Genomic DNA, 21,041 nt, shown 5'->3' with positions numbered 1-21,041 from the left:
TGAGATTAGAAAAGTTCGCGTTAAGCGGCATTTCAGTACATATATTTAAAGGAGGAAAAAATTATGGCTTACAAACTTCCAGAATTGCCTTACGCTTATGATGCTTTAGAACCTCATATCGATAAGGAAACGATGACGATTCACCATACGAAGCACCATAACACATACGTGACAAACCTCAACAAAGCGATCGAAGGATCAGCGCTTGCAGAGAAATCTGTAGATGAGCTTGTTGCTGATTTGAACGCAGTGCCGGAGGACATCCGCACGGCAGTCCGCAACAATGGCGGCGGACATGCAAACCACTCTTTATTCTGGACTCTTTTATCTCCGAACGGCGGAGGCGAACCGACTGGTGAGCTTGCTGAAGAGATCAAAAGCACGTTCGGAAGCTTCGATCAATTTAAAGAAAAATTCGCCGCAGCAGCTGCAGGCCGTTTCGGTTCAGGCTGGGCTTGGCTCGTTGTAAACAACGGCAAACTTGAAATTACAAGCACGCCAAACCAAGATTCACCGCTTTCAGAGGGTAAAACACCTGTTCTCGGTCTTGATGTTTGGGAGCACGCGTACTACCTGAACTACCAAAACCGCCGTCCTGATTACATTTCAGCTTTCTGGAATGTTGTGAACTGGGATGAAGTTGCCCGTCTTTACAGCGAAGCAAAATAAATAGTTCGATCAAACAAGGTCTCCCGCGGGAGACCTTGTTTTTTTATTGACTTTGATTCCTTTTACATATCTCAGTTTGAGTGAGACAAACTAATGTGTAGTAAAGGGGAGTCAATGATGAGCAAAATAAAAAAAATTATCGGCGACATCGAAATAAATAAAGGGCTGCTGCTGTTATTGACGATTGGCGGCCTTTACTCATTGGGCATCGCGCTGTCAAATACATTTGTCAACGTGTATTTGTGGAAGCAGTCGGGAAAATTTATTGATTTGGCCATATACAATTTGTCGGTCGTGACGATGCAGCCGGTTACCTTTCTGCTGGCGGGCCGGCTGGCTAAAAAAATTGACAGAGTGTTTATTCTAAGGTTCGGCGTTATCTTTTTGGCCGCTTTTTATTTAAGTGTGCTGCTTGCCGGAGAAACTGCGGCTTCCCGTCTCGTTTTGATAGGGGCCGTGCTCGGAGTTGGATACGGCTTTTACTGGCTGGCTTTTAATGTGCTGACTTTCGAAATCACGGAACCGGAAACGAGAGATTTTTTTAACGGGTTTTTAGGCATTTTGTCTTCATCGGCGGGCATGATCGGTCCGATTGTGGCCGGATATGTCATTTCAAGACTTGAAAACAATACGGGTTATACAATCATTTTCAGCCTGTCGCTCGGTTTATTTGCCCTTGCCGTGGTCATGAGCTTTTTTCTGAAGCGGAGGGAGTCGAAAGGCCGGTTTATGCTGAAAAAAGTTTTTGATGAGCGCCACACGAATCTGAATTGGCGCCGGATTACCAACGCGCACTTTTTTCAAGGCTTGAGAGAAGGGATTTTTGTTTTTTTAATCAGCGTATTTGTATTCATTGCGACAAACAGTGAGCTGGCGCTCGGAACATTCGGCCTCGTCAATTCCGCGGTTTCTTTTTTTGCCTATTATTTTGCATCAAGGCTCATCAAAAAAAGAGCGCGGAAAAAGGCGATTCTTATCGGCGGATTGATCTTGTACGGCGCTCTGTTTCTCATTATTTTTAAAATGAGCTTCACGACGCTCCTTTTGTACGGAGTGTTTATTGCGATCGGCTATCCAGTTCTGCTCGTGCCGTATGTCTCGCTTACATATGATGTGATAGGCCGGGCGCGGCTTGCCAGAAAAGCCAGAATTGAATACATTGTGCTCAGGGAGTTATTTTTAAATGCGGGCCGGATCGTTTCCATCCTTTGTTTCCTTGTAATCGTTACATTATTCAAGGAAAAAGTGGGGATACCGGCGGCGCTCGTGCTGCTCGGAGCCGGGCATCCGCTGATTTATTACTTTATAAAAGACATCAAACTGGATACGGAAACTTCTGATGAAACAGTAGAAGAAGACCGACAAAAACAGGCGGCGGAACCGAATTTTATAAAAGGAGAAAGATAAAAGGGTTATCTGTAGAAAAATATCGAAAAAACCTTTAGAATGAAAAATGGCACCTGAACAGAAGGTGTCATTTCTTTCTGTAAATAAGAAAAGGTGATGTCATGAGGAGAAATAAAAAGAAAATAGCTGTAAACAAAGAAAAGAAAAAATCACTGCCGATCCGGCTTAATTTTTTGTTTTTGGTTGCGTTTCTTATTTTCACTTGGATTATCGTCGAGCTTGGCATCAAGCAGATCGTTCAGGGTGATGATTATAAAAACGCCGCTAATAAGCAAGAGGAGTCTGATGTCAGCACGGCGGTTCCGAGAGGGAAAATATACGACCGGAACCTAAATCCCATCGTAACGAATAAAGCATTAAATGCGATTACATATACACGTTCAGCCTCAACCACCCAGGCGCAGCGTTTAAAAATCGCAAAAAAACTGGCGGGTATGATTAAGGTAAGCACCAAAAAGGTGACTGAGCGGGATAAAAAAGACTATTGGATGTTAACGAGGCCTGATGAAGCGAAAAAACTGATTACGGCTGAAGAAAACCAAAAAGCTGAAGACAAAAAACTGTCTGACGATGATTTATATCAGCTTCAGCTGAAACGCATCACAGACAAACAGCTGAATGAGCTCACTTCAAAAGACATGCAGATCCTTGCGATCAAAAGACAGATGGATTCAGGATACTCCCTGACGCCTCAATACATCAAAAATGAAGGCGTGTCGGCAAAAGAAATGGCCGTCGTCAGCGAACATTTAGATGAACTGCCGGGGGTTGACGTGACGTCTGACTGGGAACGGTCTTATCCTTATAAAAGCCTGATCCGGACATTGCTCGGCAGTGTATCCAGTTCGAACGAAGGTCTTCCGTCCAACCTGCTGGATCACTATCTGTCACTCGGCTACAGCCGGAATGACAGGGTCGGAAAAAGCTATTTAGAATATCAATATGAAAGCCTGCTGCAGGGTCAAAAAGAGAAAGTGCAGAACTTAACCGACTCATCCGGAAATGTCACGGGCAGCAAAGTGATTTCAAAAGGACAGGCCGGCAAAGACCTTGTTTTATCCATTGATATGGACCTGCAGAAATCCGTTGAAAAAATCATTGAGAAAAATTTAAGATCGGCAAAAGCGAGACCGAGCACGAAGCTTCTTGATCGGGCCTTCGTCGTCATGATGAACCCGAAAAACGGAGAAGTGCTGACGATGGCCGGCAAACAGATTACGAATGATCATGGAAAGTACAAAATTAATGATTATGCCCTCGGCGCAATGACTTCCTCCTACGCAATGGGATCGGCGGTCAAAGGAGCGACGGTGTTGACCGGACTGCAGACGGGCGCGATTAATTTGAACACCGTTTTTCAGGATGAACCTATGTATTTCAAGGGAAGTAAAAACCCGAAAAAATCATGGACGAATTTAGGTCCCGTAGATATCCAAAAAGCGCTTCAGGAATCATCAAACGTGTTCATGTTCAAAACGGCGATTGCCGTCGGTAAAGGGGAGTACAAAAAAGGCCAGTCCCTGCCGCTTGATATGAAGGCATTCGATACTTTCAGATACTACTTCAATCAGTTCGGACTCGGAGTTAAGACGGGGATTGATCTTCCGAATGAAGCGACCGGGTACCAAGGGTCACAGCGAATTTCCGGTCTTCTGTTAGACTTTGCCATCGGACAGTATGATACGTTTACACCGCTGCAAATGGCGCAGTATGTATCTACAATCGCCAATGGAGGCTATCGTTTGAAACCTCAGCTTGTAAAAGAGGTCAGGCAGCCTGATTCGAAAAAAGGAATCGGAGCCGTTGTAGAGTCTGTTCAGCCCCAAGTACTGAACAAGATTGATATGAATAATGCAGACATTAAAGAAGTGCAGGCAGGTTTCAGACGCGTCATGACAAAAGGGACAGCCGCAACTGATTTTGCGACTGCGACATACAGTCCTGCCGGTAAAACGGGTACCGCGCAATCTTTCTATGACGGTCCTGACAAATCAGAGACGGGTGAAGCAACATATAACACGACTCTTGTCGCGTATGCACCTGCTGATAATCCGGAAGTGGCTATTTCTGTAGTCGTTCCTTGGGCCTATATTAATTACAGCGATCGATATTCGATTACGGATGATATAGGAAGAGCAGCTCTGGACAAATACTTTGAGCTGAAAAAGAAACAAGAAGATAATAATACGAAGCAGAAAAACGAAGATAAAATTCAGGAAGACGCTGAAAACGGCAATACAAACAACTAACAGAAAAACGCTCACAACTTGTGAGCGTTTTTTTTATACAAAAAAACATCCGGATTTACAAAACCTTAACACTTGATTTATACGCATTTTACAAGAACCCTTTACTCTATACGTGTAGGACAAATTACACATTAAATGCAGGGGGAATTCAGGAAATGAAAAAAAACAAATGGATGCTTATGCTTCTGATGGCTGCTGTTATGATTGTTGCTGCAGCATGCGGAAATGCAAAGGAAAGCGGCAAGACAGACAGTCAATCTGCAAGTGAGGATAAAAAAGCATCAGGTTCTTTAACCATTTCTGGTTCATCAGCCATGCAGCCGTTAGTACTGGCAGCGGCGGAAAAGTTTATGGAAAAACATCCGGATGCTGATGTGCAGGTGCAAGCGGGGGGTTCAGGAACAGGTCTTTCGCAAGTGTCTGAAGGGGCAGTGCAAATCGGCAACTCAGATGTCTTTGCTGAAGAAAAAGAAGGCATTGATGCGAAAGCCCTAAAAGACCACCGAGTAGCGGTAGTGGCGATGGCGGCTGCGGTCAACCCCGGTGCGGGCGTAAAGGATATAACCAAAAAACAGCTGACAGACGTCTTTACAGGAAAAATTAAAAACTGGAAAGAGCTTGGCGGTAAAGATCAAAAAATTACACTCGTGAACCGTCCTGATTCATCAGGAACACGCGCTACGTTCGTCAAATACGCGCTTGACGGAGCAGATCCTGCTGAGGGCATTACAGAGGATTCCTCCAATACAGTTAAAAAAATCATTGCTGAAACGCCGGGAGCAATCGGTTATCTGGCATTCTCTTATATAAACGATGACAAAGTAACGCCTTTATCGATCGGAGGCATCAAACCGGAAGAGAAAAACGTCGTCACAGGCGAGTATCCGATTTGGGCTTACGAGCACTCTTATACGAAAGGAGAAGCGTCAGGCCTTACAAAAACGTTTCTTGACTATATGAACAGCGATGAAGTACAGAAAAGTATCGTAAAAGATCAAGGCTACATTCCGATCTCTGATATGAAAGTCACACGTGACGCAAACGGCAAGCAAAGCTGAGGGGAGGGCGGGCTCCCCGCCTCTTCTTCTTTATAGGAGTGTAAACAAATGATAAATCACAGAGAAAAAGAGTCTGTAAGCGAACGCTTAATAAGCTCAAAACAAAACAGGCAATTGGATGAAGTCCGCGGAAGGGTGATTGTGTCTGTGTGTGCCGCGATTATCATTACGGCATCAGCGGCGATCACAATTTTTCTCGGCATAAAGGGGCTGCAATCTTTTTTTGTAAATGGTGTAAGCCCGATTGAGTTCTTAACAAGTCTGAATTGGAATCCAACCCAGGCAAAACCTGAGTTCGGCGCGCTGCCTTTTATTTTCGGATCATTTGCGGTCACCGTTCTGTCCGCTCTGATCGCAGCGCCCCTCGGTATTGCGGGTGCCGTGTTTATGACGGAAATTGCGCCGACTTGGGGAAAAAAGGTGCTGCAGCCGGTAATTGAGCTGCTTGTCGGCATTCCGTCCGTCGTTTATGGATTCATAGGTCTTACAGTATTGGTTCCGTTTATCGGCTCTTTTAAATCAAGCGGAACGGGTCACAGCCTTCTGGCGGGGACGATCGTACTCTCGGTAATGATTCTGCCGACTGTTACATCGATTTCCGCTGATGCGCTTGCGTCACTTCCGAAACACCTTCGCGACGGTTCATATGCGCTTGGTGCGACGAGGTGGCAGACAATCAGAAAGGTGCTTATCCCGGCGGCGTTTCCGACATTGCTGACCGCTGTCGTGCTCGGGATGGCAAGAGCGTTCGGAGAAGCACTCGCCGTACAGATGGTTATCGGAAATACAAAGCTTCTGCCGGAAAGCCTGCTTGATACGGCGGGAACATTAACGACGATTATTACGTTAAACATGGGCCATACCACATACGGCAGTATTGAAAATAATACGTTATGGTCTATGGGGCTTGTTCTTCTCATCATGTCGTTTCTGTTTATATTGCTCATACGCTACTTGTCATCTAGGAGGAAAGTGTAATGAACCGGAAAATAACGGATAAATTGGCCACCGGTGTATTCGGGTTATGCGCCGCTGTAATCGCGGCGATTTTGGCAGGATTGTTTTTGTACATTCTTATTCACGGCGTCTCTGAAATCTCCTTGCATTTTCTTACGTCAAAATCGAGCGCCATTGCGTCAGGCGGCGGAATACGGGATCAGCTTTTTAACTCCTTTTACATTCTGTTTATCACCATGCTGATCACGATACCGCTTGGTGTGGGGGGCGGCGTCTTTATGGCAGAATATGCGCCCCAAAATAAAATCACTGATTTTATCAGAACGTGTATTGAGGTGCTGTCTTCGCTTCCGTCCATTGTCATCGGGATGTTCGGCATGCTGATGTTTGTCAACCTGACCGGATGGGGCTACACGATTATCGGAGGCGCGCTCGCATTAACCGTCTTTAACCTTCCCGTTATGGTCCGGGTGACAGAAGGCGCGCTCACTGCAGTTCCTAAGGAGCTGAAAGAAGCTTCTCTCGCTTTAGGCGTATCGAGATGGCATACCGTCAAAACGGTGCTGATTCCGAGTGCGATTCCTTCGATTTTAACCGGAGCCATTCTCGCATCAGGAAGAGTATTCGGAGAAGCGGCCGCATTGTTATTTACAGCGGGACTGACAACGCCGCGGCTGAACTTTACGGATTTGAACCCGTTTTCTGAATCATCTCCTTTCAACATTTTCAGGCCGGCTGAGACGCTGGCGGTTCATATATGGAGTGTCAATACGCAGGGAATCATCTCTGACGCCGAAGCGATTGCAAACGGCGGCTCGGCGGTGCTGGTGATTTCGGTGCTCTTGTTTAACCTTTGTGCAAGATGGCTCGGATCTGTCATTTATAAAAAGCTTACGGCAAATTAATCGGAAAGAGGCGAAAACATGATTGATCACATCATCAGGGAACATGCGGAACAGACAAAGTGTTCGCCGGAGTCTTCAATTTTGGAAGTGAAGCATTTATCAATTTATTACGGTGACAAACAAGCGGTTAAAGATGTAAACATGGATATTGAAAAACATGCGGTGACGGCTCTGATCGGTCCGTCCGGCTGCGGGAAATCAACATTTTTGAGACAGATTAACAGAATGAACGATGCCATTCCTTCGGCAAGAAGCGAGGGAGAGATCCTTTATGAAGGGCTGAATATTTTGGGAGAAGCGATTAATGTCGTGTCTCTCAGACGGGAGATCGGTATGGTGTTTCAAAAACCGAATCCGTTCCCGAAATCCATTTACAATAACATCACACATGCGCTGAAGTATGCGGGGGAACGCAGGAAAGCCGTTTTGGATGATGCGGTCGAGGAAAGCTTAACGAAGGCTGCGCTTTGGGATGAAGTCAAAGACCGGCTTCATTCATCGGCTCTTTCGTTATCAGGCGGCCAGCAGCAGCGCCTTTGCATCGCCCGTACGCTTGCGATGAAACCTGCCGTGCTTCTTTTAGATGAACCGGCTTCAGCTCTGGACCCTATTTCAAACGCCAGAATCGAGACGCTTTTGACAGAACTGAAAAAAGATTATTCGATTATTATCGTTACGCATAACATGCAGCAGGCGCTGAGGGTGTCTGACCGAACGGCTTTCTTTTTAAACGGGGAAGTGGTGGAATACGGGCAGACAGAACAAATTTTTACGAGTCCTAAAGCGCAAAAGACAGATGACTACATTAACGGAAAGTTCGGATAGGGGGAAGGACTGTGAGCCTTGTGAAGGAAGCGGTGCACACACAGAATTTATTTGATATTTACGGCATGAACGTATGGTACGGAGCCCATCAGGCTTTAAAAGACATTACGATCGGTTTTGAGGAGCGGAAGGTAACTGCGATCATCGGTCCGTCCGGCTGCGGGAAATCCACTTTTATTAAAACATTAAACTTAATGCTGCAAATGGCTCCGAATGTCAAAGTGACAGGTGACATGATCTATAACGGGCGCAATCTGCTGAAAGAAAAGACGGATGCGGCAGAATTAAGAAAACAAATCGGTATGGTGTTTCAAAAAGGAAATCCGTTTCCGCAGTCAATATTTGAGAATGTCGTGTACGGTCCGAGAATTCACGGCGAAAAAAATAAAAAGAAACTGCTTGAAATCGCCGAGGAATCTTTAAAGGCAGCTGCGCTCTGGGATGAAGTGAAAGATCGCCTTCACCACCAGGCGCTTTCACTGTCAGGCGGTCAGCAGCAGCGGCTGTGCATCGCAAGGGCGCTCGCCACCAAACCGGACGTCCTTCTGATGGATGAACCGACGTCCGCTCTCGACCCCGTATCCACACGGAAAATAGAAGAGCTGATTTTGACATTGAAAGAAAAGTATACAATCGTCATTGTGACGCACAACATGCAGCAGGCTGCGAGGGTCTCTGATCAAACCGCGTTTTTCTATATGGGCGAACTGGTAGAGTGGGGGGATACGGACAAAATATTTTCTCAGCCGGATCATCAAAAAACACATGATTATATCACCGGAAAATTCGGATGAAAAAAACGGGCCCGGCCATTGACCGGGTCCGTTTTATATTGCTTATTAAAAAAGCCTGCCGGCCGTATCCATCTGAATGGACGATGCCTGCAAGCTTTTTTAGCGGGTTAATGTTTTGACGATTTTTTTAAAGCTCATATCTGAGTCGACTTTGAAATGGCCGGCGCGGATTTCTTTATGGTAGCCTGCGTCAATGACGTAATCATTAAAGTCCTTCGCTGAAGGAATAATCCCTTCTTTTTCAAGAATGGATGACACATCAGCAGTGCTCATTCCGTTTTTAATCGTCAGTTTGTATGTTACTTTTTTCTTTTTGTCGTCTGTGTTTTGGTCGTTGTTTAACGATTTTTCTTTAGAATCAAGAAGTTTTTGATAGTCATCCCGGTTGACGGAGACTTTTTGCTGATCGTCGAGGTAGCTGTTTACTTCTTTTTCTGTCAATGCTGTTTTTTCGGTTTTAACGGCGGCTGCCTGGTCATGGTCAGTCAAATAGAAGACAGCGGCGAGAACGGCCGTCGCTAAAATCATGCCTGCTGCAAAAGCCTGAATGCCCCGTTTTGTCATACGAGCACCTTCTCATTATCTTTAATAATGGTATTGACGTCCTCGACAGACACGTGCTCCGCTTTTGCGATGGCTTCCGCAGACATTCCGTTGTTATATTTTGAAATGATTTGTTTGGCGATTTTTTGGTTAATGCCGCTGCTTTTGGCTTTGCGGATCACGAGGTTGGTTTCCAGCAATTCTTCTTCAAGCACCGTCATTTTCTTTTTCAACTTGTAAATTTCCTGCATGGCGGAAAGCTGAAGCGTTTCAAGCTCCTGTTCCACGTCTTTCATCGGATCTCTTTGAGAATATGAGAATGCAATAAGCGCTATACTGACGATAAACAACGCAATAATAGCAATTTCCACGTTTCATCACCTTCTATTATTAATTTGCCCTTCTTTTTTATACCATAAAACGCCGCCATTCTAAAGGAAATAGAGAAAAAAACGGAATTTTGTCGGGAAATCTTTTTTATTCGGGGAGCAAACGGTTATTTCTCTATAGATTTCGTATCAGAAAGTCCTTTTTTGTCCTGTTTCGTCATATTTTCCCTTCATCTGACGCAGGCTCATTCAGAGGATCAGAAGCGTAAACTGATGTTTTCTGCACTTAAACAACATTTATGTAAATCACTCTAGCATTCCGTCCATTATAGTGGTATTATATATAAGTCTGAATAAGTAAATGATATTTAGTTTGGAGGGAAAATAATGCGCGTTAATATTACTTTGGCTTGCACTGAATGTGGTGAGCGTAACTATATTTCTAAAAAGAACAAACGCAACAATCCGGACCGCGTTGAATTTAAAAAATATTGCCCACGTGATAAAAAATCTACGTTACACCGTGAAACAAAATAAGCTGTTTAAAACAGCGGAAAAAGCTGGAGCTTTCAATAAAGTTCTGGCTTTTTTGTCTTTCAGGGAGGTTTGACAAACGTGAAAGCACAAATCAGAACCGATATAAAAGCAAAGCTTTCTGACATGACAGAAAGTGAATGGGAGAAAAAATGCCGCAGCATGCGTGAAACGCTGTTTTCTTTAAAAGAATGGAAACAGGCCCGCGTGATCGCCGTTACCATCTCGACACGCCTGGAAATTCCGACACGGCCGATTATTGAACAGGCCTGGAAAGAGAAAAAACAAGTCTGTATCCCAAAATGCTTTCCGCAGACGGGAGCGATGGAGTTCCGTACATTTTCTGCGTATGATCAGCTGGAAACCGTATATGCGGGCCTCAGTGAACCGATCGAGAGCCTGACGGAAAAAGCCGCCCAAAAAGACATTGACCTTGTGATTGTGCCCGGCGTGGCTTTTGACCGGGAAGGCTTCAGAATCGGATACGGCGGAGGATATTATGATCGGTACCTCTCCGGTTATAAAGGCCGTACCGTGTCGCTTCTCTTTGACTGCCAGCTGACAGACCGCATTCCCCGCATGCCCCACGATATTCCGGTCGATATGATCGTGACTGAATCTGAAACCATCGCTTAATCGCATAAAAAACTTCTTGCACCGGAATAATTCTCGCTGTTTGACAAACGATAGGGGCAGGAGGGATAAGATGAAAAAATTGTTGATCTACTCATTATGCGCCGTATCTGTTTTAGCCGTTTACCAAAACCGCTACCGTCTGATGAACAGCGTGCTCAGCCAGCCGGGGATCAGACGGTCATTCATTCATTTCTTTTTAAAAATACCGTTTATCAGAAACAAATTCATTCAGCAGGCATTTTAAACAAATCCCGTTTTTCAGCGGGATTTTTTGCATAAGAAAACCTGCCGGTAAAAAACGGCAGGTTTTCTCGTATTGTCAGCTTTTTTTCAGGAAACCGAGCAGAATTGAGATCATAGGAGAAATGTACAGGAAAAAGGTAAACGGCAGGTAGTCGATGACGGAAACCCCTAATGCGCTTGCCATAAAAGCGCCGCTTACTCCCCAGGGAATCAGCGGGTTGATCAATGTTCCGCCGTCCTCAAGCGACCGCGCAAGGTGAATCCGCTTAATTCTGAGCTTGTCATATAAAGGTTTATAAGATTGACCCGGAATTAAGATCGACAAATACTGCTCACCTGTCGCAAGGTTTACGCCTATACTTGAGAAGACGGTCGCCATGACAAGACGTCCTTTCGTATGCACGCCTTTTATCAATCCTTGAAGCAGCGCCGCGATCAGGCCCGTTTTTTCCATCAGGCCGCCGAGCGCAAAGGCGATCATGATCAGAGAGACTGATCCCATCATCGATTGGAGCCCGCCCCTGTTGATAATGCTGGCCACAGCCTGGTCGCCGGTTTTAAACGCCGTCCCGCTTTGCAGGGCGGATATAAATCCTTGAATGCTGCTGTCAGGAATAAAAACAGCAGTCAGAAGCCCTGCGGAAATAATACCGGCGGTAAGCACCGGAATCACGGAAACCCGTCTCACAGCTAAAATGATCACCAACAGAGGTGAAAGAAGCGACCAAGGCGTAACGTGCACGGCCTCTTTCATTCCGGAAATGACCGCCTCAATATTTTGCGTTGAAGCGGCATTTATTGAAACCGATGAACCGAGAATATAAAAAAGAACAATCGTGATCAGCAGTGCCGGAACGGTAGTGCCCATCATATGGCGAATATGCTTAAAAATCGGAATTTCGCCGATTCCGGCGGCAAAATTCGTCGTGTCGGACATCGGTGACATTTTATCACCGAAACAAGCCCCGCAAATGACTGCTCCCGCCGTCCATTCGAGCGGAACTCCCGCCGCGCTTGCTACCCCTAACAGCGCGACGCCGATTGTACTGACAGTTGTCAGACTTGAGCCGACAAGCGTGCTGATAATCATGCAGGAAAATAATGCGGTCAAAAGCAGCTGACTCGGCTGTATAATTGACAAAGCGTAAACGGTGACGGTGGGAATGGCGCCGCTGTACATCCAGGCGCCGATCAGCACACCGATCAAAGCCAGCACGATAATCGGCTGCACACCGTTTTTCAATCCGCTGACAATTCCTTTTTCAAGACTGTCCCACGAGAAACCGAGCCACAAACCTGCCAGAGACAGAATAATGACGCAAAAGAACAGCGGCATATGCGGCTCTGTATGAAAGAAAAACAGGCAGGAAATAATGACTGCTAACATCAAGACAAATAAACTGATGGCTGAGATGAACGTCAGCCTTTTTTCTTGTTTCAAAACAACACCCCATCAAACTTTAATCCTTTTGTGCTTTTGGGCACGAAAGTATTGTAACAGAAAAACGCATAAATGAGTGTTTTTTTACAATTTTGAATATACAATTTATGAAAATAATACATGGATATTTTCTCCAATCGTTTTTTGCTTGACGCCCGGATCAGTGATGAAATACGCTTATACTAAGAAGAATAGAAATGGTGAAGAAGATGAATTCATTTTATGACGTGCAGCAGCTGTTTAAGTCATTCGGACATATCGTTTATTTCGGTGACAGACAAGCCGAAATTGACTTTATGAAAGATGAATTAAAGGAAATGTACTTGTCAAACGTGATTGAAAGAGAATTATGGCAAAAAGCCGCCGGAGTTCTTCAGAGAGAATCGGAGCGGATCAAAGGCAGATAACAAAGCAGGATTTTAATAAGAAAAGGAGATTATTATGGAAGATACATGGTTTGCGGGGATTGATCTTGGCGGAACAACCATCAAGCTGGCCTTTATCAACATGTACGGTGAAATTCAGCATAAATGGGAAGTTCCGACCGATAAATCAGGAAACACAATTACGGTCACGATCGCCAAAGCGCTTGACCAGAAGCTGGAAGAACTGAACAAGCCGAAACGGATCGTAAAATGGATCGGAATGGGAGCGCCCGGACCCGTGGAAATGGCGACGGGAATGGTCTATGAGACGACAAATATGGGGTGGAAAAACTATCCGCTGAAAGACCATCTCGAGGCGGAAACGGGTATTCCGGCCGTCATTGAAAACGATGCCAATATCGCGGCGCTCGGAGAAATGTGGAAGGGTGCAGGTGACGGGGCCAAAGATGTCATTTTAGTGACGCTCGGAACCGGAGTCGGCGGAGGCATCATCGTCAACGGAGAAATCGTTCACGGTAAAAACGGGGCCGGCGGAGAAATCGGTCATATTTGCAGTATTCCGGAAGGAGGAGCTCCGTGCAACTGCGGAAAATCCGGCTGCATCGAAACGATTGCGTCCGCAACAGGCATCGTCCGCATCGCGAAAGAAAAGCTTGCGGCGGTTTCCGACTCTTCGCTCTTACAAGTGGATGATCTGACGGCACGTGACGTGTTCGAAGCGGCTAAACAGCAGGATAAGACAGCGCTTGAAGTCGTCGATTATGTCGCAAAACATTTAGGCCTCGTGCTCGGAAATCTGGCAAGCGCCATGAACCCGACGAAAATCGTGCTCGGCGGAGGGGTCTCTAAAGCGGGTGAAATCCTGCGGTCAAAAGTGGAAGAGACCTTCAAAATCACCGCGTTCCCGCGTTCTGCGGAAGCGGCCGATATTTCGATCGCGGCACTTGGAAATGACGCCGGAGTCATCGGCGGGGCGTGGATTGCCAAAAATGAATGGCTCAAACATCAAAACTGCTGAAGAAAGTCTGCCTGCCCATATCGCGGGCGGCTTTCTTTTTTTATCTCCCCTGTCATATAGTTTTTAAAAAAGGGGGATGAACATGGCGGGAATTCGTGTCAAACCTGAATTGAAACAGCATATGAAAGATATCGCAAAGGTGCTTTCAATTGATGAAAAACTGTTGAAAGCCGCTGATAAAACGGCGGAAAGCGATGAATTATTTTGTCCCGGCTTTGCCGTGTGCGGGCAGTCAGAGAGTCCGCCGCTTGAGACGCTGAGCGGGCTTTCGCGATACATCCGGCACTGTGAAAGGATTCTTTCCGATGATCAATGGGTGAAGGAAGAAAAGGTGTACGGCTCCCAATCGGTTTATGAAGAAATTGAGAAAATAACGGATGTCTTTCCGTTTGTCACGTGCCGTAAAATCGGCAGTTCCGTATTGGGAAAGCCGCTATATGAGCTGAAAATAGGTGCGGATACGGCTGAAAGAAAAGTCCATGTAAACGCCTCATTTCATGCCAATGAATGGATCACCACCTCGGTCGCGCTTAAATGGTGTAAAGAATATTGCGCGGCATTATGCGAAAATAAAACCGTTTTCGGGCACTCTGCGCTTGATATATTCAGCCTGACATCATTGTCATTCGTTCCGCTCGTAAACCCCGACGGTGTTGATCTCGTACTTTACGGATGTGAAGATTTATCAGAAAAAAATGAATTTCTTCATCAATTAAATGAGCACCGCCCGGATTTCCGCGAATGGAAGGCGAATATAAACGGTGTGGATTTAAATAAACATTTCCCATCCAATTGGGATATTGAACAGAGCCGCAAACCGAAAGCCCCTTCATACCGTGATTTTCCGGGGACGGCGCCGCTCACTGAACCGGAGGCGCAGGCGATGCACCGGCTGATAACGGAGCAGCCGCCTGACAGGCTGATCGCGCTTCATACGCAGGGAGAAGAGATTTATTGGGGATACGAAGGATGTGAACCGGAGCAATCATCCCGGATGATTCGGGAGTTTGAAGCGATAAGCGGAAACCGCTATCAAGGCGTTAAAACCATTGACAGCCATGCCGGTTTTAGGGATTGGTTTATACAGCAGTATGGAAAAGAGGGCTATACCATTGAGCTCGGGAAGGGAAAAAACCCTTTGCCTTTTCATCAGTTTGCTGATATTTATCAAGCGACGGAAGGTATTTTGTGGAGGTCGCTTGTTTTTTGAGACATCTGTGAAATTTCTCATTTGTTTACATAAACAAATATGGGACAATAGAAAAGAATGGAGGGAAGGCTGGTGAGATACTTGGTTTGTGTTCTGCTGTCCGCATTCGTTCTGTGTTTAGCGGCCTGTGAACCATCTCATCAGCAGCAAGACACAGGCGTTTCGGCAAAATCGGCAGAACAGAAAATCGTTCCGCTCAGTAAAAAGGAAGCGGAGAAAACGGAAGGATGGCTGGATAACAGAACGATTCTGTATACAGCACATCATCAGCTGATGAAATATGATCTTTTCAGCGGAAAATCCGAACGGCTCTATGAAACAAAGGGCCATATTGTCAATGTAAAGATCAGCCGGAAAAAACAGCTGATTCTCGTACAGCTGACAAGCAGCGGTCAGACTGAGCTTGTGCTTATGAACAAGCAGGGGAAAAGACTTTATCACAAAGCCTTTAACTCTTATGAGCTGGAGACGGCTTGGAATCCGTATGACCCGTATCAAATGATGATTACCGTTTTTACTGAAACATGGGACTTCACATCCTATACGGCCGATATGAAAAACGGCATTTTAAAAAAGAGTCCCGTTCAGGCCCCTTTTGTCCATTGGACCTCCACTGATGAATTCCAATATATTAAGCAAGGAAAAACGGAGGAAGAGGGTCCTTTATATTCTTATGACTTGCAGACAAAAAAAGAAAAAAGAGTGCTTCATCACGTCATCTGGGCCGATTCCCGCCCGGGCATGACGATTGCCGTCAGACAAACGGATCAATCGGACGGAGACGGCGAGTTCCTTTTCCAAAAGCCGGCATCCGTGACACACCGATTTCCTCTCCAAGAAAAGTATAAGAGCTTTGCGCCAATGGAATATGATTACGATCAGACACACAAGCGGTTTTACATATTTAAGCCTGAAGGCCGCTCTTACAATCTGATCAGCTTTGACTTAGGAGACGAACGGGAGCGGACGGTGCTCAAAAACACGGAAATGGAGCCGATTCAGATCTCTCCGAACGGGGAATACGCTTTATACGGCTTTACGTATGACCGTCTGATTTCACTGAAAACAGGCATGACAGAACCAATCATAACAAATGAAAAAGGAGTTTGAACCAAATGGCAATTGCAGATGTGACAATCATTCCGATCGGAACAAAAACACCGAGCGTCAGTGAGTATGTAGCGGATGTGCAAAACATTTTGGAGGGTTACAAAGCTGCCGGCAAAATCAAATTTCAGCTCACGCCGATGAACACGTTGATTGAAGGTGAGCTGAGCGACTTATTCGCAGTCATTCAGGACATTCACGAAGCCCCGTTTCAAAAAGGGCTGCACAGAGTGGCGACAAATATCCGCATTGATGACAGACGTGATAAAGAAACGACGCTGGAGAGCAAAATCAAAAGTGTCAGCAAACATTTGCAGCAATAAAAAATAAGCCTGTATCCATTGGATACAGGCTTTTAATGTGCAGTCGGATAGCCGCTGGTTACAACGGTCATAACGGTAAACCAGCCAAACACGCCCAGCGTGGCGGCGGCTAACAAAAATCCCAGGATATTTCTCTGTCTGACAGCCCGCAGGACTCCTAATACAGCTAATAATGCGACAAGGCCGAAGATTACAACAAGTAACATGATGCTCCTCCTTTGTCATTGGAACCTGAAAATCTTTCCATTTTATTTTAACCGTTTTCATTTTGTTTGTCGATAGCGTTTTCCCGGCCGCATTCATTGAATCTTCCGCAGAAAACCTTCATAATAAGGGCATATACATAAAGAGGTGATGAAAGTGAAATGGAGACGAATGCCGGCCGGTCCGATTCAGGCAAACGCGTATTTTCTCGTCAGTGAGGATCAGTCCTGTCTTATTTTTGATCCGGGCGGGGAAGCGGACAAAATCAACAATTACATAAAAGAAAACAATCTGAAGCCGCTGGCCATCTTACTGACGCACGCTCATTTTGACCATATCGGCGCGCTTGACGAAGTAAGAGACAGATGGGACGTTCCCGTATATCTTCACAAAAATGAAGAAAAGTGGCTGGAGGACTCTTCCTTAAACGGATCAGGCATATTGCGGGGCATCGCCGTAACGGCACGGCCCGCCGAACGGCTGATCGAAGGCGACGGCATTTTGGACATCGGGCCTTTCCATTTGGAGACATTGTTTACGCCGGGACATTCACCGGGAAGCGTTTCTTATTATGTGAAGGACGCGGATCTGGTGATTTCAGGTGATGTGCTCTTTCAGGGAGGCATCGGCCGCACTGATTTACACGGCGGAAGTCAGAACGTATTGCTTGATTCCATTCATCAAAAACTGCTCACGCTTCCCGGACATACACTTGTATTAAGCGGACACGGGCCGGAAACGGATATCCAGACAGAGCAGGAGCGAAACCCGTTTATTAATGGTTTTTCACTGTAAATGAAAAAAGACAGACCTAATCGGTCTGTCTTTTTCTGTCAGTGGGTTCCGCCGCCCGGTGTCATAATAAAAATTGAGTAATATGTAAATCCGGCGAAAAATACGGTTAAGTAAGCTCCGAAAATATAAATATACATCCGCTCAGTCAGATTCAAATAAGAAAGAAATACGAAAAAGATCGTCTGTCCAAAAAACAAAAGAGAAGCGTCTTTCATGCCCCCTAAAAAAAACATGACTGCAAATATCCCCGTCCAAAATCCTAACACCCGGAACATGCGATTCATTCCTTATCCCCTCCCGAGAGTCTATCTGAAGTTTATTATAATAGATCGGCACTCGAAATGTAAACATTTTCATGATTATATTTATTGTGGAATTTATGTCTTTCCCTGTGTTTTATATCTTATGCCGCTCTCTGAAAAAGATCCGAAAATTTTTTTGAAATATGTTTAATGAAAAAAAGTTCAGGGTACTTATGTTAACAAAGAGACGGATTATCCGAGGGAGGAATTTTTAAAAATGAAAGAACTTATTTTTTATTCATACCCGAGCTGCACATCATGCCGAAAAACGAAACATTGGTTAAAAGCCCACAATGTTGACTTTCAAGAGCGCCATCTATTCAGGGAGACACCAACAATTGATGAATTGAAGCAGATCTTATCATTAACGACCGAAGGAATTGATGAAATATTGGCGACGAGAAGCCAAACATTTAAAAACCTCAACCTGAACATTGAAGAAATGACTGTAAATGAAGTGCTGAAGCTTTTGACTGAGAAGCCGAAACTGCTGCGGCGTCCGATTCTGATCGATCGCAATAAGCTTGTTATCGGATACAATCCGGGAGAACTGATGAAGCTGACGAAGAAAAAAACGGTACATCAATCTGTATCATAAGAGAAAAACGAAGATCCGCTGATCAAAATTTATCAGCTAATCTTCGTTTTTTGCGGTTGCGGGACTGGGCTAGCTGGATTCGAACCAACGATCACGGAGTCAAAGTCCATTGCCTTACCGCTTGGCTATAGCCCATCGGATGTAATTACAGTATGTGCGTCCGGCGCCGATTTATACATACAAAGGAATTTGAATGGAGGAGACCCGTGAAACATTTGAATGAAACATTATCTCGAACCTTAATTGAAGAATCAGGTGAAATCACACGCCAGTGGCTGCTCATACCAAAATCGGGGCGGCCTTCAGATGATCAGAAAGCGGAAATGCAGCACCGTCTGTTAATTGAAATCGTTGCCGGCATTTTATCGGAAAAAGACGGCGGGGAAGAGGAGCTGACAAAATGGGCGCTTCAGTTCGCAAGGGACCGGGCCGTCCATGAAGTACCGGTCTATGAAAGCGTCACGAGCTTTAAAGAATTCCGGAGATTGGTCTGGAGCCGCATACAGACATGCTGTGAAACAATGTCTGAGAAGCCTGGGGCGAATGCGGTATTCCATTGGGGAGAGAAGCTGAACAAAGCAATTGACCATATGATTGAAGTATTTACAGAGGAATATTATAAAGTGACGGTTACACAATTAAACGCCCAAAAAGAAATGATTAACGAACTAAGCGCGCCGATTATGCCGATTGCCGACGGTATTGGAATTTTGCCGCTCGTCGGCGAAATTGACACCTACCGGGCAAAAATGATTTTGGAATCGGTGCTTGATCAATGTTCCTCGCTCCGGCTTTCTTATTTATTTTTAGATATATCAGGTGTGCCGATTGTGGATACGATGGTCGCTTATCAGATTTTTAAAGTGATTGACAGCACAAAACTTCTTGGCATAGAAACGACAATCTCAGGCATCAGGCCGGAAATCGCGCAGACCGTCGTGAAGCTCGGCATTGATTTTTCTCAGGTGAAAACGGAGCAGAGTCTGGCGAAAGCGCTGGCAAAAAACGGATTTATCGTAAAAGAATCATTAAGATGATAAAAAGCTGAATGGCCGGGAGGGATTTCTCCCTCAGCTATTCAGCTTTGTCAGCTTCAATCGTAATGATATGATGGCTGTCGATTTCTTTTACCGTAAATGTGTAGCTTTCAAAATCTATGGTGCTCCCGGGCTTCGCGTCAATATGCTGAGTAAGAAACCAGCCCCCGAGTGTATCGACTTGATCAGCCGTAATCTCTGTTCCGAGTACATCATTGACGTCACTGATCAGCAATTTGGCGTTCAGGAGATAGCGGTTCTTCCCAAGCTTTTGAACGGAAGGTGTTTCGTCCGTATCAAATTCGTCGCGGATTTCGCCGACGATCTCTTCAATGATATCTTCCGCCGTTACTAATCCCGCAGTTCCGCCGTACTCATCAATGAGAATGGCCATATGGGCGTGTTCCCGCTGCATTTTAACGAATAATTGATAAATCGGAATCGTCTCAATCACGTGGATCGCCGGCTGGATGTAAGGGCTGAGTTCGTGTTTTGTAAACGCCGCTCCTTCTGACAGGAATCTGAATAAAACTTCTTTTATATTGATGATGCCGACTACATGATCTTTATCTCCTTTTACTACGGGATACCGGGTATATTTATTTGTTTTGATAATGTCCCGGAGCATATGTCCCGATCCGCTGTCTAACGGCAGGCTCACCATTTCATTCCGGGGCACCATAATTTCTTTGGCAGTGCGCTTATCAAATGTAAAAATGTTATTTACGTAATGCAGCTCGCTTTTTTTGATCATGCCGCTTCGATAGCTTTCGGCAAGGAGCACCCGCAATTCCTCTTCCGTATAAGCCATTTCATGTTCGGAAGCAGGCTTCAAGCCGAACATGGCTGTAATCAGGCGGGCGGAATGATTGAGCAGCCAGATGAACGGAAACATTAACTTATAAAACAAAATCATCGGTCTGGCAGACAAAAGTGTAATCCGCTCGGCTTTTTGGATAGCAAAACTTTTCGGGGCGAGTTCGCCGATGACGACATTCACATATGTAACCAGCAGAAAGGCGATGATCAATGACAGGACTTGGGCAACCGCTTCGTGAACTCCGGTTTTTAAAAATAACGGCTGAAGCATTGCTTTGACTGTCGGTTCACCCAGCCAGCCGATTCCCAAAGCGGTGACGGTGATACCCAATTGGCACGCCGATAAATATTCATCAAGGTGTGTAATGACATGCTTGGCTGCTTTTGCTCCTTTTACATTTTCCTCAATGAGCTGATTAATGCGGGAGCGCCTTGCTTTAACGATTGAAAACTCTATGGCGACAAAACACGCCGTTAATAAAATAAATAGTACGATGGCAGATAGTTTGATGATATACAATGTAACGCCTTCCGCGAAGGAAGGCTTGCACCTCCCTTTTTTCGGAATAATACCACTGTAGAAGGCTGCTCAAACATCGAACCTGGTTTAGCCTGCTTCATTTACGGTAATAAAACAAGAAAGCGATACTGG

At 45.4% G+C, this 21,041-nt stretch carries 25 protein-coding genes and 1 tRNA gene; 19 read left to right on the top strand and 7 right to left on the bottom strand.

What is annotated here, in order from left to right:
• Positions 1 to 63: 63 nt before the first annotated feature.
• From sodA to pstB (J6600_RS11910), 8 genes are all read left to right on the top strand, one after another.
• Positions 64 to 669 (top strand): superoxide dismutase SodA, encoded by a 606-nt coding sequence (sodA, locus tag J6600_RS11945; protein ID WP_003153025.1) that lies wholly within the window; start codon positions 64 to 66, stop codon positions 667 to 669.
• Between the two features lie 117 nt (positions 670 to 786).
• The gene (locus J6600_RS11940; protein ID WP_012118002.1) at positions 787 to 2,076 is read left to right on the top strand and encodes an MFS transporter; all 1,290 of its coding nucleotides are present in this window, start codon (positions 787 to 789) and stop codon (positions 2,074 to 2,076) included.
• Positions 2,077 to 2,177: 101 nt separating this feature from the next.
• A complete protein-coding gene (gene pbpA, locus J6600_RS11935; RefSeq protein ID WP_095272412.1) occupies positions 2,178 to 4,325 on the top strand; it encodes a penicillin-binding protein 2A in 2,148 nt (715 codons plus the stop codon).
• A 155-nt stretch (positions 4,326 to 4,480) separates the two neighbouring features.
• The gene (locus tag J6600_RS11930; RefSeq protein WP_007408304.1) at positions 4,481 to 5,383 is read left to right on the top strand and encodes a phosphate ABC transporter substrate-binding protein; all 903 of its coding nucleotides are present in this window, start codon (positions 4,481 to 4,483) and stop codon (positions 5,381 to 5,383) included.
• A gap of 48 nt (positions 5,384 to 5,431) precedes the next feature.
• Positions 5,432 to 6,361 carry a phosphate ABC transporter permease subunit PstC gene (gene pstC, locus J6600_RS11925; protein ID WP_209387440.1) on the top strand — a complete coding sequence of 310 codons (930 nt, stop codon included), beginning with the start codon at positions 5,432 to 5,434 and terminating at the stop codon, positions 6,359 to 6,361.
• A complete protein-coding gene (gene pstA, locus J6600_RS11920) occupies positions 6,361 to 7,245 on the top strand; it encodes a phosphate ABC transporter permease PstA (RefSeq protein WP_209387439.1) in 885 nt (294 codons plus the stop codon). The genes pstC and pstA overlap by 1 nt, the downstream gene beginning before the upstream one ends.
• Before the next feature lie 18 nt (positions 7,246 to 7,263).
• Positions 7,264 to 8,070: a phosphate ABC transporter ATP-binding protein PstB gene (gene pstB, locus J6600_RS11915; RefSeq protein WP_095272408.1), complete on the top strand. Its 807-nt coding sequence runs from the start codon at positions 7,264 to 7,266 to the stop codon at positions 8,068 to 8,070.
• 11 nt (positions 8,071 to 8,081) lie between these two features.
• Positions 8,082 to 8,864, top strand: coding sequence for a phosphate ABC transporter ATP-binding protein PstB (pstB, locus tag J6600_RS11910; RefSeq protein WP_209387438.1), 783 nt, complete (start codon positions 8,082 to 8,084; stop codon positions 8,862 to 8,864).
• A gap of 99 nt (positions 8,865 to 8,963) precedes the next feature.
• Here the strand turns inward: pstB (J6600_RS11910) and J6600_RS11905 are convergent, their stop codons facing one another.
• On the bottom strand, positions 8,964 to 9,428 hold the full coding sequence (locus tag J6600_RS11905) for an endolytic transglycosylase MltG (RefSeq protein WP_022552954.1): 465 nt from the start codon (positions 9,426 to 9,428) through the stop codon (positions 8,964 to 8,966).
• Positions 9,425 to 9,778, bottom strand: coding sequence for a hypothetical protein (locus J6600_RS11900; protein WP_003153047.1), 354 nt, complete (start codon positions 9,776 to 9,778; stop codon positions 9,425 to 9,427). Before J6600_RS11900 ends, J6600_RS11905 begins: the two co-directional genes overlap by 4 nt.
• Positions 9,779 to 10,123: 345 nt before the next feature.
• Here J6600_RS11900 and rpmG point away from each other — a divergent pair, with 345 nt between their 5' ends.
• The 3 genes from rpmG (at position 10,124) to J6600_RS11885 (ending at position 11,150) form a co-directional block, all read left to right on the top strand.
• The gene (gene rpmG / locus J6600_RS11895) at positions 10,124 to 10,273 is read left to right on the top strand and encodes a 50S ribosomal protein L33 (protein WP_003153056.1); all 150 of its coding nucleotides are present in this window, start codon (positions 10,124 to 10,126) and stop codon (positions 10,271 to 10,273) included.
• Positions 10,274 to 10,351: 78 nt separating this feature from the next.
• Positions 10,352 to 10,906 carry a 5-formyltetrahydrofolate cyclo-ligase gene (locus J6600_RS11890; protein ID WP_017418150.1) on the top strand — a complete coding sequence of 185 codons (555 nt, stop codon included), beginning with the start codon at positions 10,352 to 10,354 and terminating at the stop codon, positions 10,904 to 10,906.
• Between the two features lie 70 nt (positions 10,907 to 10,976).
• The gene (locus J6600_RS11885) at positions 10,977 to 11,150 is read left to right on the top strand and encodes a hypothetical protein (RefSeq protein WP_007408311.1); all 174 of its coding nucleotides are present in this window, start codon (positions 10,977 to 10,979) and stop codon (positions 11,148 to 11,150) included.
• A 75-nt stretch (positions 11,151 to 11,225) separates the two neighbouring features.
• Here the strand turns inward: J6600_RS11885 and nhaC are convergent, their stop codons facing one another.
• The gene (gene nhaC / locus J6600_RS11880; RefSeq protein WP_209387437.1) at positions 11,226 to 12,590 is read right to left on the bottom strand and encodes a Na+/H+ antiporter NhaC; all 1,365 of its coding nucleotides are present in this window, start codon (positions 12,588 to 12,590) and stop codon (positions 11,226 to 11,228) included.
• 197 nt (positions 12,591 to 12,787) lie between these two features.
• On the opposite strand from nhaC, the gene J6600_RS11875 reads away from it, so the two are divergent.
• From J6600_RS11875 to J6600_RS11855, 5 genes are all read left to right on the top strand, one after another.
• The gene (locus J6600_RS11875; RefSeq protein ID WP_007408313.1) at positions 12,788 to 12,997 is read left to right on the top strand and encodes a YqgQ family protein; all 210 of its coding nucleotides are present in this window, start codon (positions 12,788 to 12,790) and stop codon (positions 12,995 to 12,997) included.
• A 34-nt stretch (positions 12,998 to 13,031) separates the two neighbouring features.
• On the top strand, positions 13,032 to 13,994 hold the full coding sequence (gene glcK / locus J6600_RS11870) for a glucose kinase GlcK (protein WP_014418385.1): 963 nt from the start codon (positions 13,032 to 13,034) through the stop codon (positions 13,992 to 13,994).
• 82 nt (positions 13,995 to 14,076) lie between these two features.
• Positions 14,077 to 15,204 (top strand): M14 family metallopeptidase, encoded by a 1,128-nt coding sequence (locus J6600_RS11865; protein ID WP_209387436.1) that lies wholly within the window; start codon positions 14,077 to 14,079, stop codon positions 15,202 to 15,204.
• A gap of 72 nt (positions 15,205 to 15,276) precedes the next feature.
• Positions 15,277 to 16,314, top strand: coding sequence for a YqgU-like beta propeller domain-containing protein (locus J6600_RS11860; protein ID WP_209387435.1), 1,038 nt, complete (start codon positions 15,277 to 15,279; stop codon positions 16,312 to 16,314).
• Between the two features lie 5 nt (positions 16,315 to 16,319).
• Positions 16,320 to 16,634, top strand: coding sequence for an MTH1187 family thiamine-binding protein (locus J6600_RS11855; RefSeq protein ID WP_003153073.1), 315 nt, complete (start codon positions 16,320 to 16,322; stop codon positions 16,632 to 16,634).
• 32 nt (positions 16,635 to 16,666) lie between these two features.
• On the opposite strand, the gene J6600_RS11850 is transcribed toward J6600_RS11855, so the two are convergent.
• Entirely contained in the window at positions 16,667 to 16,840 is a 174-nt protein-coding gene (locus J6600_RS11850; RefSeq protein ID WP_003153076.1) for a DUF2759 domain-containing protein, read from the bottom strand.
• A gap of 154 nt (positions 16,841 to 16,994) precedes the next feature.
• Between J6600_RS11850 and J6600_RS11845 the strand changes: the two genes are divergently transcribed.
• Entirely contained in the window at positions 16,995 to 17,633 is a 639-nt protein-coding gene (locus J6600_RS11845) for an MBL fold metallo-hydrolase (protein ID WP_017418145.1), read from the top strand.
• A gap of 38 nt (positions 17,634 to 17,671) precedes the next feature.
• Here J6600_RS11845 and J6600_RS11840 read toward each other — a convergent pair whose 3' ends face one another.
• A complete protein-coding gene (locus J6600_RS11840; protein ID WP_003153078.1) occupies positions 17,672 to 17,917 on the bottom strand; it encodes a DUF2626 domain-containing protein in 246 nt (81 codons plus the stop codon).
• A 235-nt stretch (positions 17,918 to 18,152) separates the two neighbouring features.
• On the opposite strand from J6600_RS11840, the gene J6600_RS11835 reads away from it, so the two are divergent.
• A complete protein-coding gene (locus tag J6600_RS11835; protein WP_003153079.1) occupies positions 18,153 to 18,533 on the top strand; it encodes a Spx/MgsR family RNA polymerase-binding regulatory protein in 381 nt (126 codons plus the stop codon).
• A 64-nt stretch (positions 18,534 to 18,597) separates the two neighbouring features.
• Here J6600_RS11835 and J6600_RS11830 read toward each other — a convergent pair.
• Positions 18,598 to 18,668, bottom strand: a tRNA-Gln gene (locus tag J6600_RS11830).
• A gap of 71 nt (positions 18,669 to 18,739) precedes the next feature.
• Here J6600_RS11830 and J6600_RS11825 point away from each other — a divergent pair.
• Positions 18,740 to 19,570 (top strand): STAS domain-containing protein, encoded by an 831-nt coding sequence (locus J6600_RS11825; RefSeq protein ID WP_209387434.1) that lies wholly within the window; start codon positions 18,740 to 18,742, stop codon positions 19,568 to 19,570.
• Between the two features lie 37 nt (positions 19,571 to 19,607).
• Here J6600_RS11825 and J6600_RS11820 read toward each other — a convergent pair whose 3' ends face one another.
• Entirely contained in the window at positions 19,608 to 20,909 is a 1,302-nt protein-coding gene (locus tag J6600_RS11820) for a hemolysin family protein (protein WP_209387433.1), read from the bottom strand.
• Positions 20,910 to 21,041: the final 132 nt, after the last annotated feature.

The sequence above is a fragment of the Bacillus sp. LJBV19 genome (genome assembly GCF_017797845.1).
GTDB lineage: Bacteria > Bacillota > Bacilli > Bacillales > Bacillaceae > Bacillus > Bacillus velezensis.
Note: the sequence above shows the minus strand (reverse complement) of the source record. Positions and strands in the feature narration are given on the sequence as shown.

Bases quoted from the DNA above. Each gene is read 5' to 3' on its own strand.
- pstB (WP_095272408.1), top strand. From the start codon at position 7,264: ATGATTGATCACATCATCAGGGAACATGCGGAACAGACAAAGTGTTCG.
- J6600_RS11885 (WP_007408311.1), top strand. From the start codon at position 10,977: ATGAAAAAATTGTTGATCTACTCATTATGCGCCGTATCTGTTTTAGCC.
- J6600_RS11940 (WP_012118002.1), top strand. From the start codon at position 787: ATGAGCAAAATAAAAAAAATTATCGGCGACATCGAAATAAATAAAGGG.
- glcK (WP_014418385.1), top strand. From the start codon at position 13,032: ATGGAAGATACATGGTTTGCGGGGATTGATCTTGGCGGAACAACCATC.
- pbpA (WP_095272412.1), top strand. From the start codon at position 2,178: ATGAGGAGAAATAAAAAGAAAATAGCTGTAAACAAAGAAAAGAAAAAA.
- J6600_RS11855 (WP_003153073.1), top strand. From the start codon at position 16,320: ATGGCAATTGCAGATGTGACAATCATTCCGATCGGAACAAAAACACCG.
- J6600_RS11875 (WP_007408313.1), top strand. From the start codon at position 12,788: ATGGTGAAGAAGATGAATTCATTTTATGACGTGCAGCAGCTGTTTAAG.
- J6600_RS11865 (WP_209387436.1), top strand. From the start codon at position 14,077: ATGGCGGGAATTCGTGTCAAACCTGAATTGAAACAGCATATGAAAGAT.
- J6600_RS11835 (WP_003153079.1), top strand. From the start codon at position 18,153: ATGAAAGAACTTATTTTTTATTCATACCCGAGCTGCACATCATGCCGA.
- rpmG (WP_003153056.1), top strand. From the start codon at position 10,124: ATGCGCGTTAATATTACTTTGGCTTGCACTGAATGTGGTGAGCGTAAC.
- J6600_RS11905 (WP_022552954.1), bottom strand. From the start codon at position 9,428: ATGACAAAACGGGGCATTCAGGCTTTTGCAGCAGGCATGATTTTAGCG.
- pstC (WP_209387440.1), top strand. From the start codon at position 5,432: ATGATAAATCACAGAGAAAAAGAGTCTGTAAGCGAACGCTTAATAAGC.
- J6600_RS11840 (WP_003153078.1), bottom strand. From the start codon at position 17,917: ATGAATCGCATGTTCCGGGTGTTAGGATTTTGGACGGGGATATTTGCA.
- J6600_RS11850 (WP_003153076.1), bottom strand. From the start codon at position 16,840: ATGTTACTTGTTGTAATCTTCGGCCTTGTCGCATTATTAGCTGTATTA.
- sodA (WP_003153025.1), top strand. From the start codon at position 64: ATGGCTTACAAACTTCCAGAATTGCCTTACGCTTATGATGCTTTAGAA.
- pstA (WP_209387439.1), top strand. From the start codon at position 6,361: ATGAACCGGAAAATAACGGATAAATTGGCCACCGGTGTATTCGGGTTA.
- J6600_RS11930 (WP_007408304.1), top strand. From the start codon at position 4,481: ATGAAAAAAAACAAATGGATGCTTATGCTTCTGATGGCTGCTGTTATG.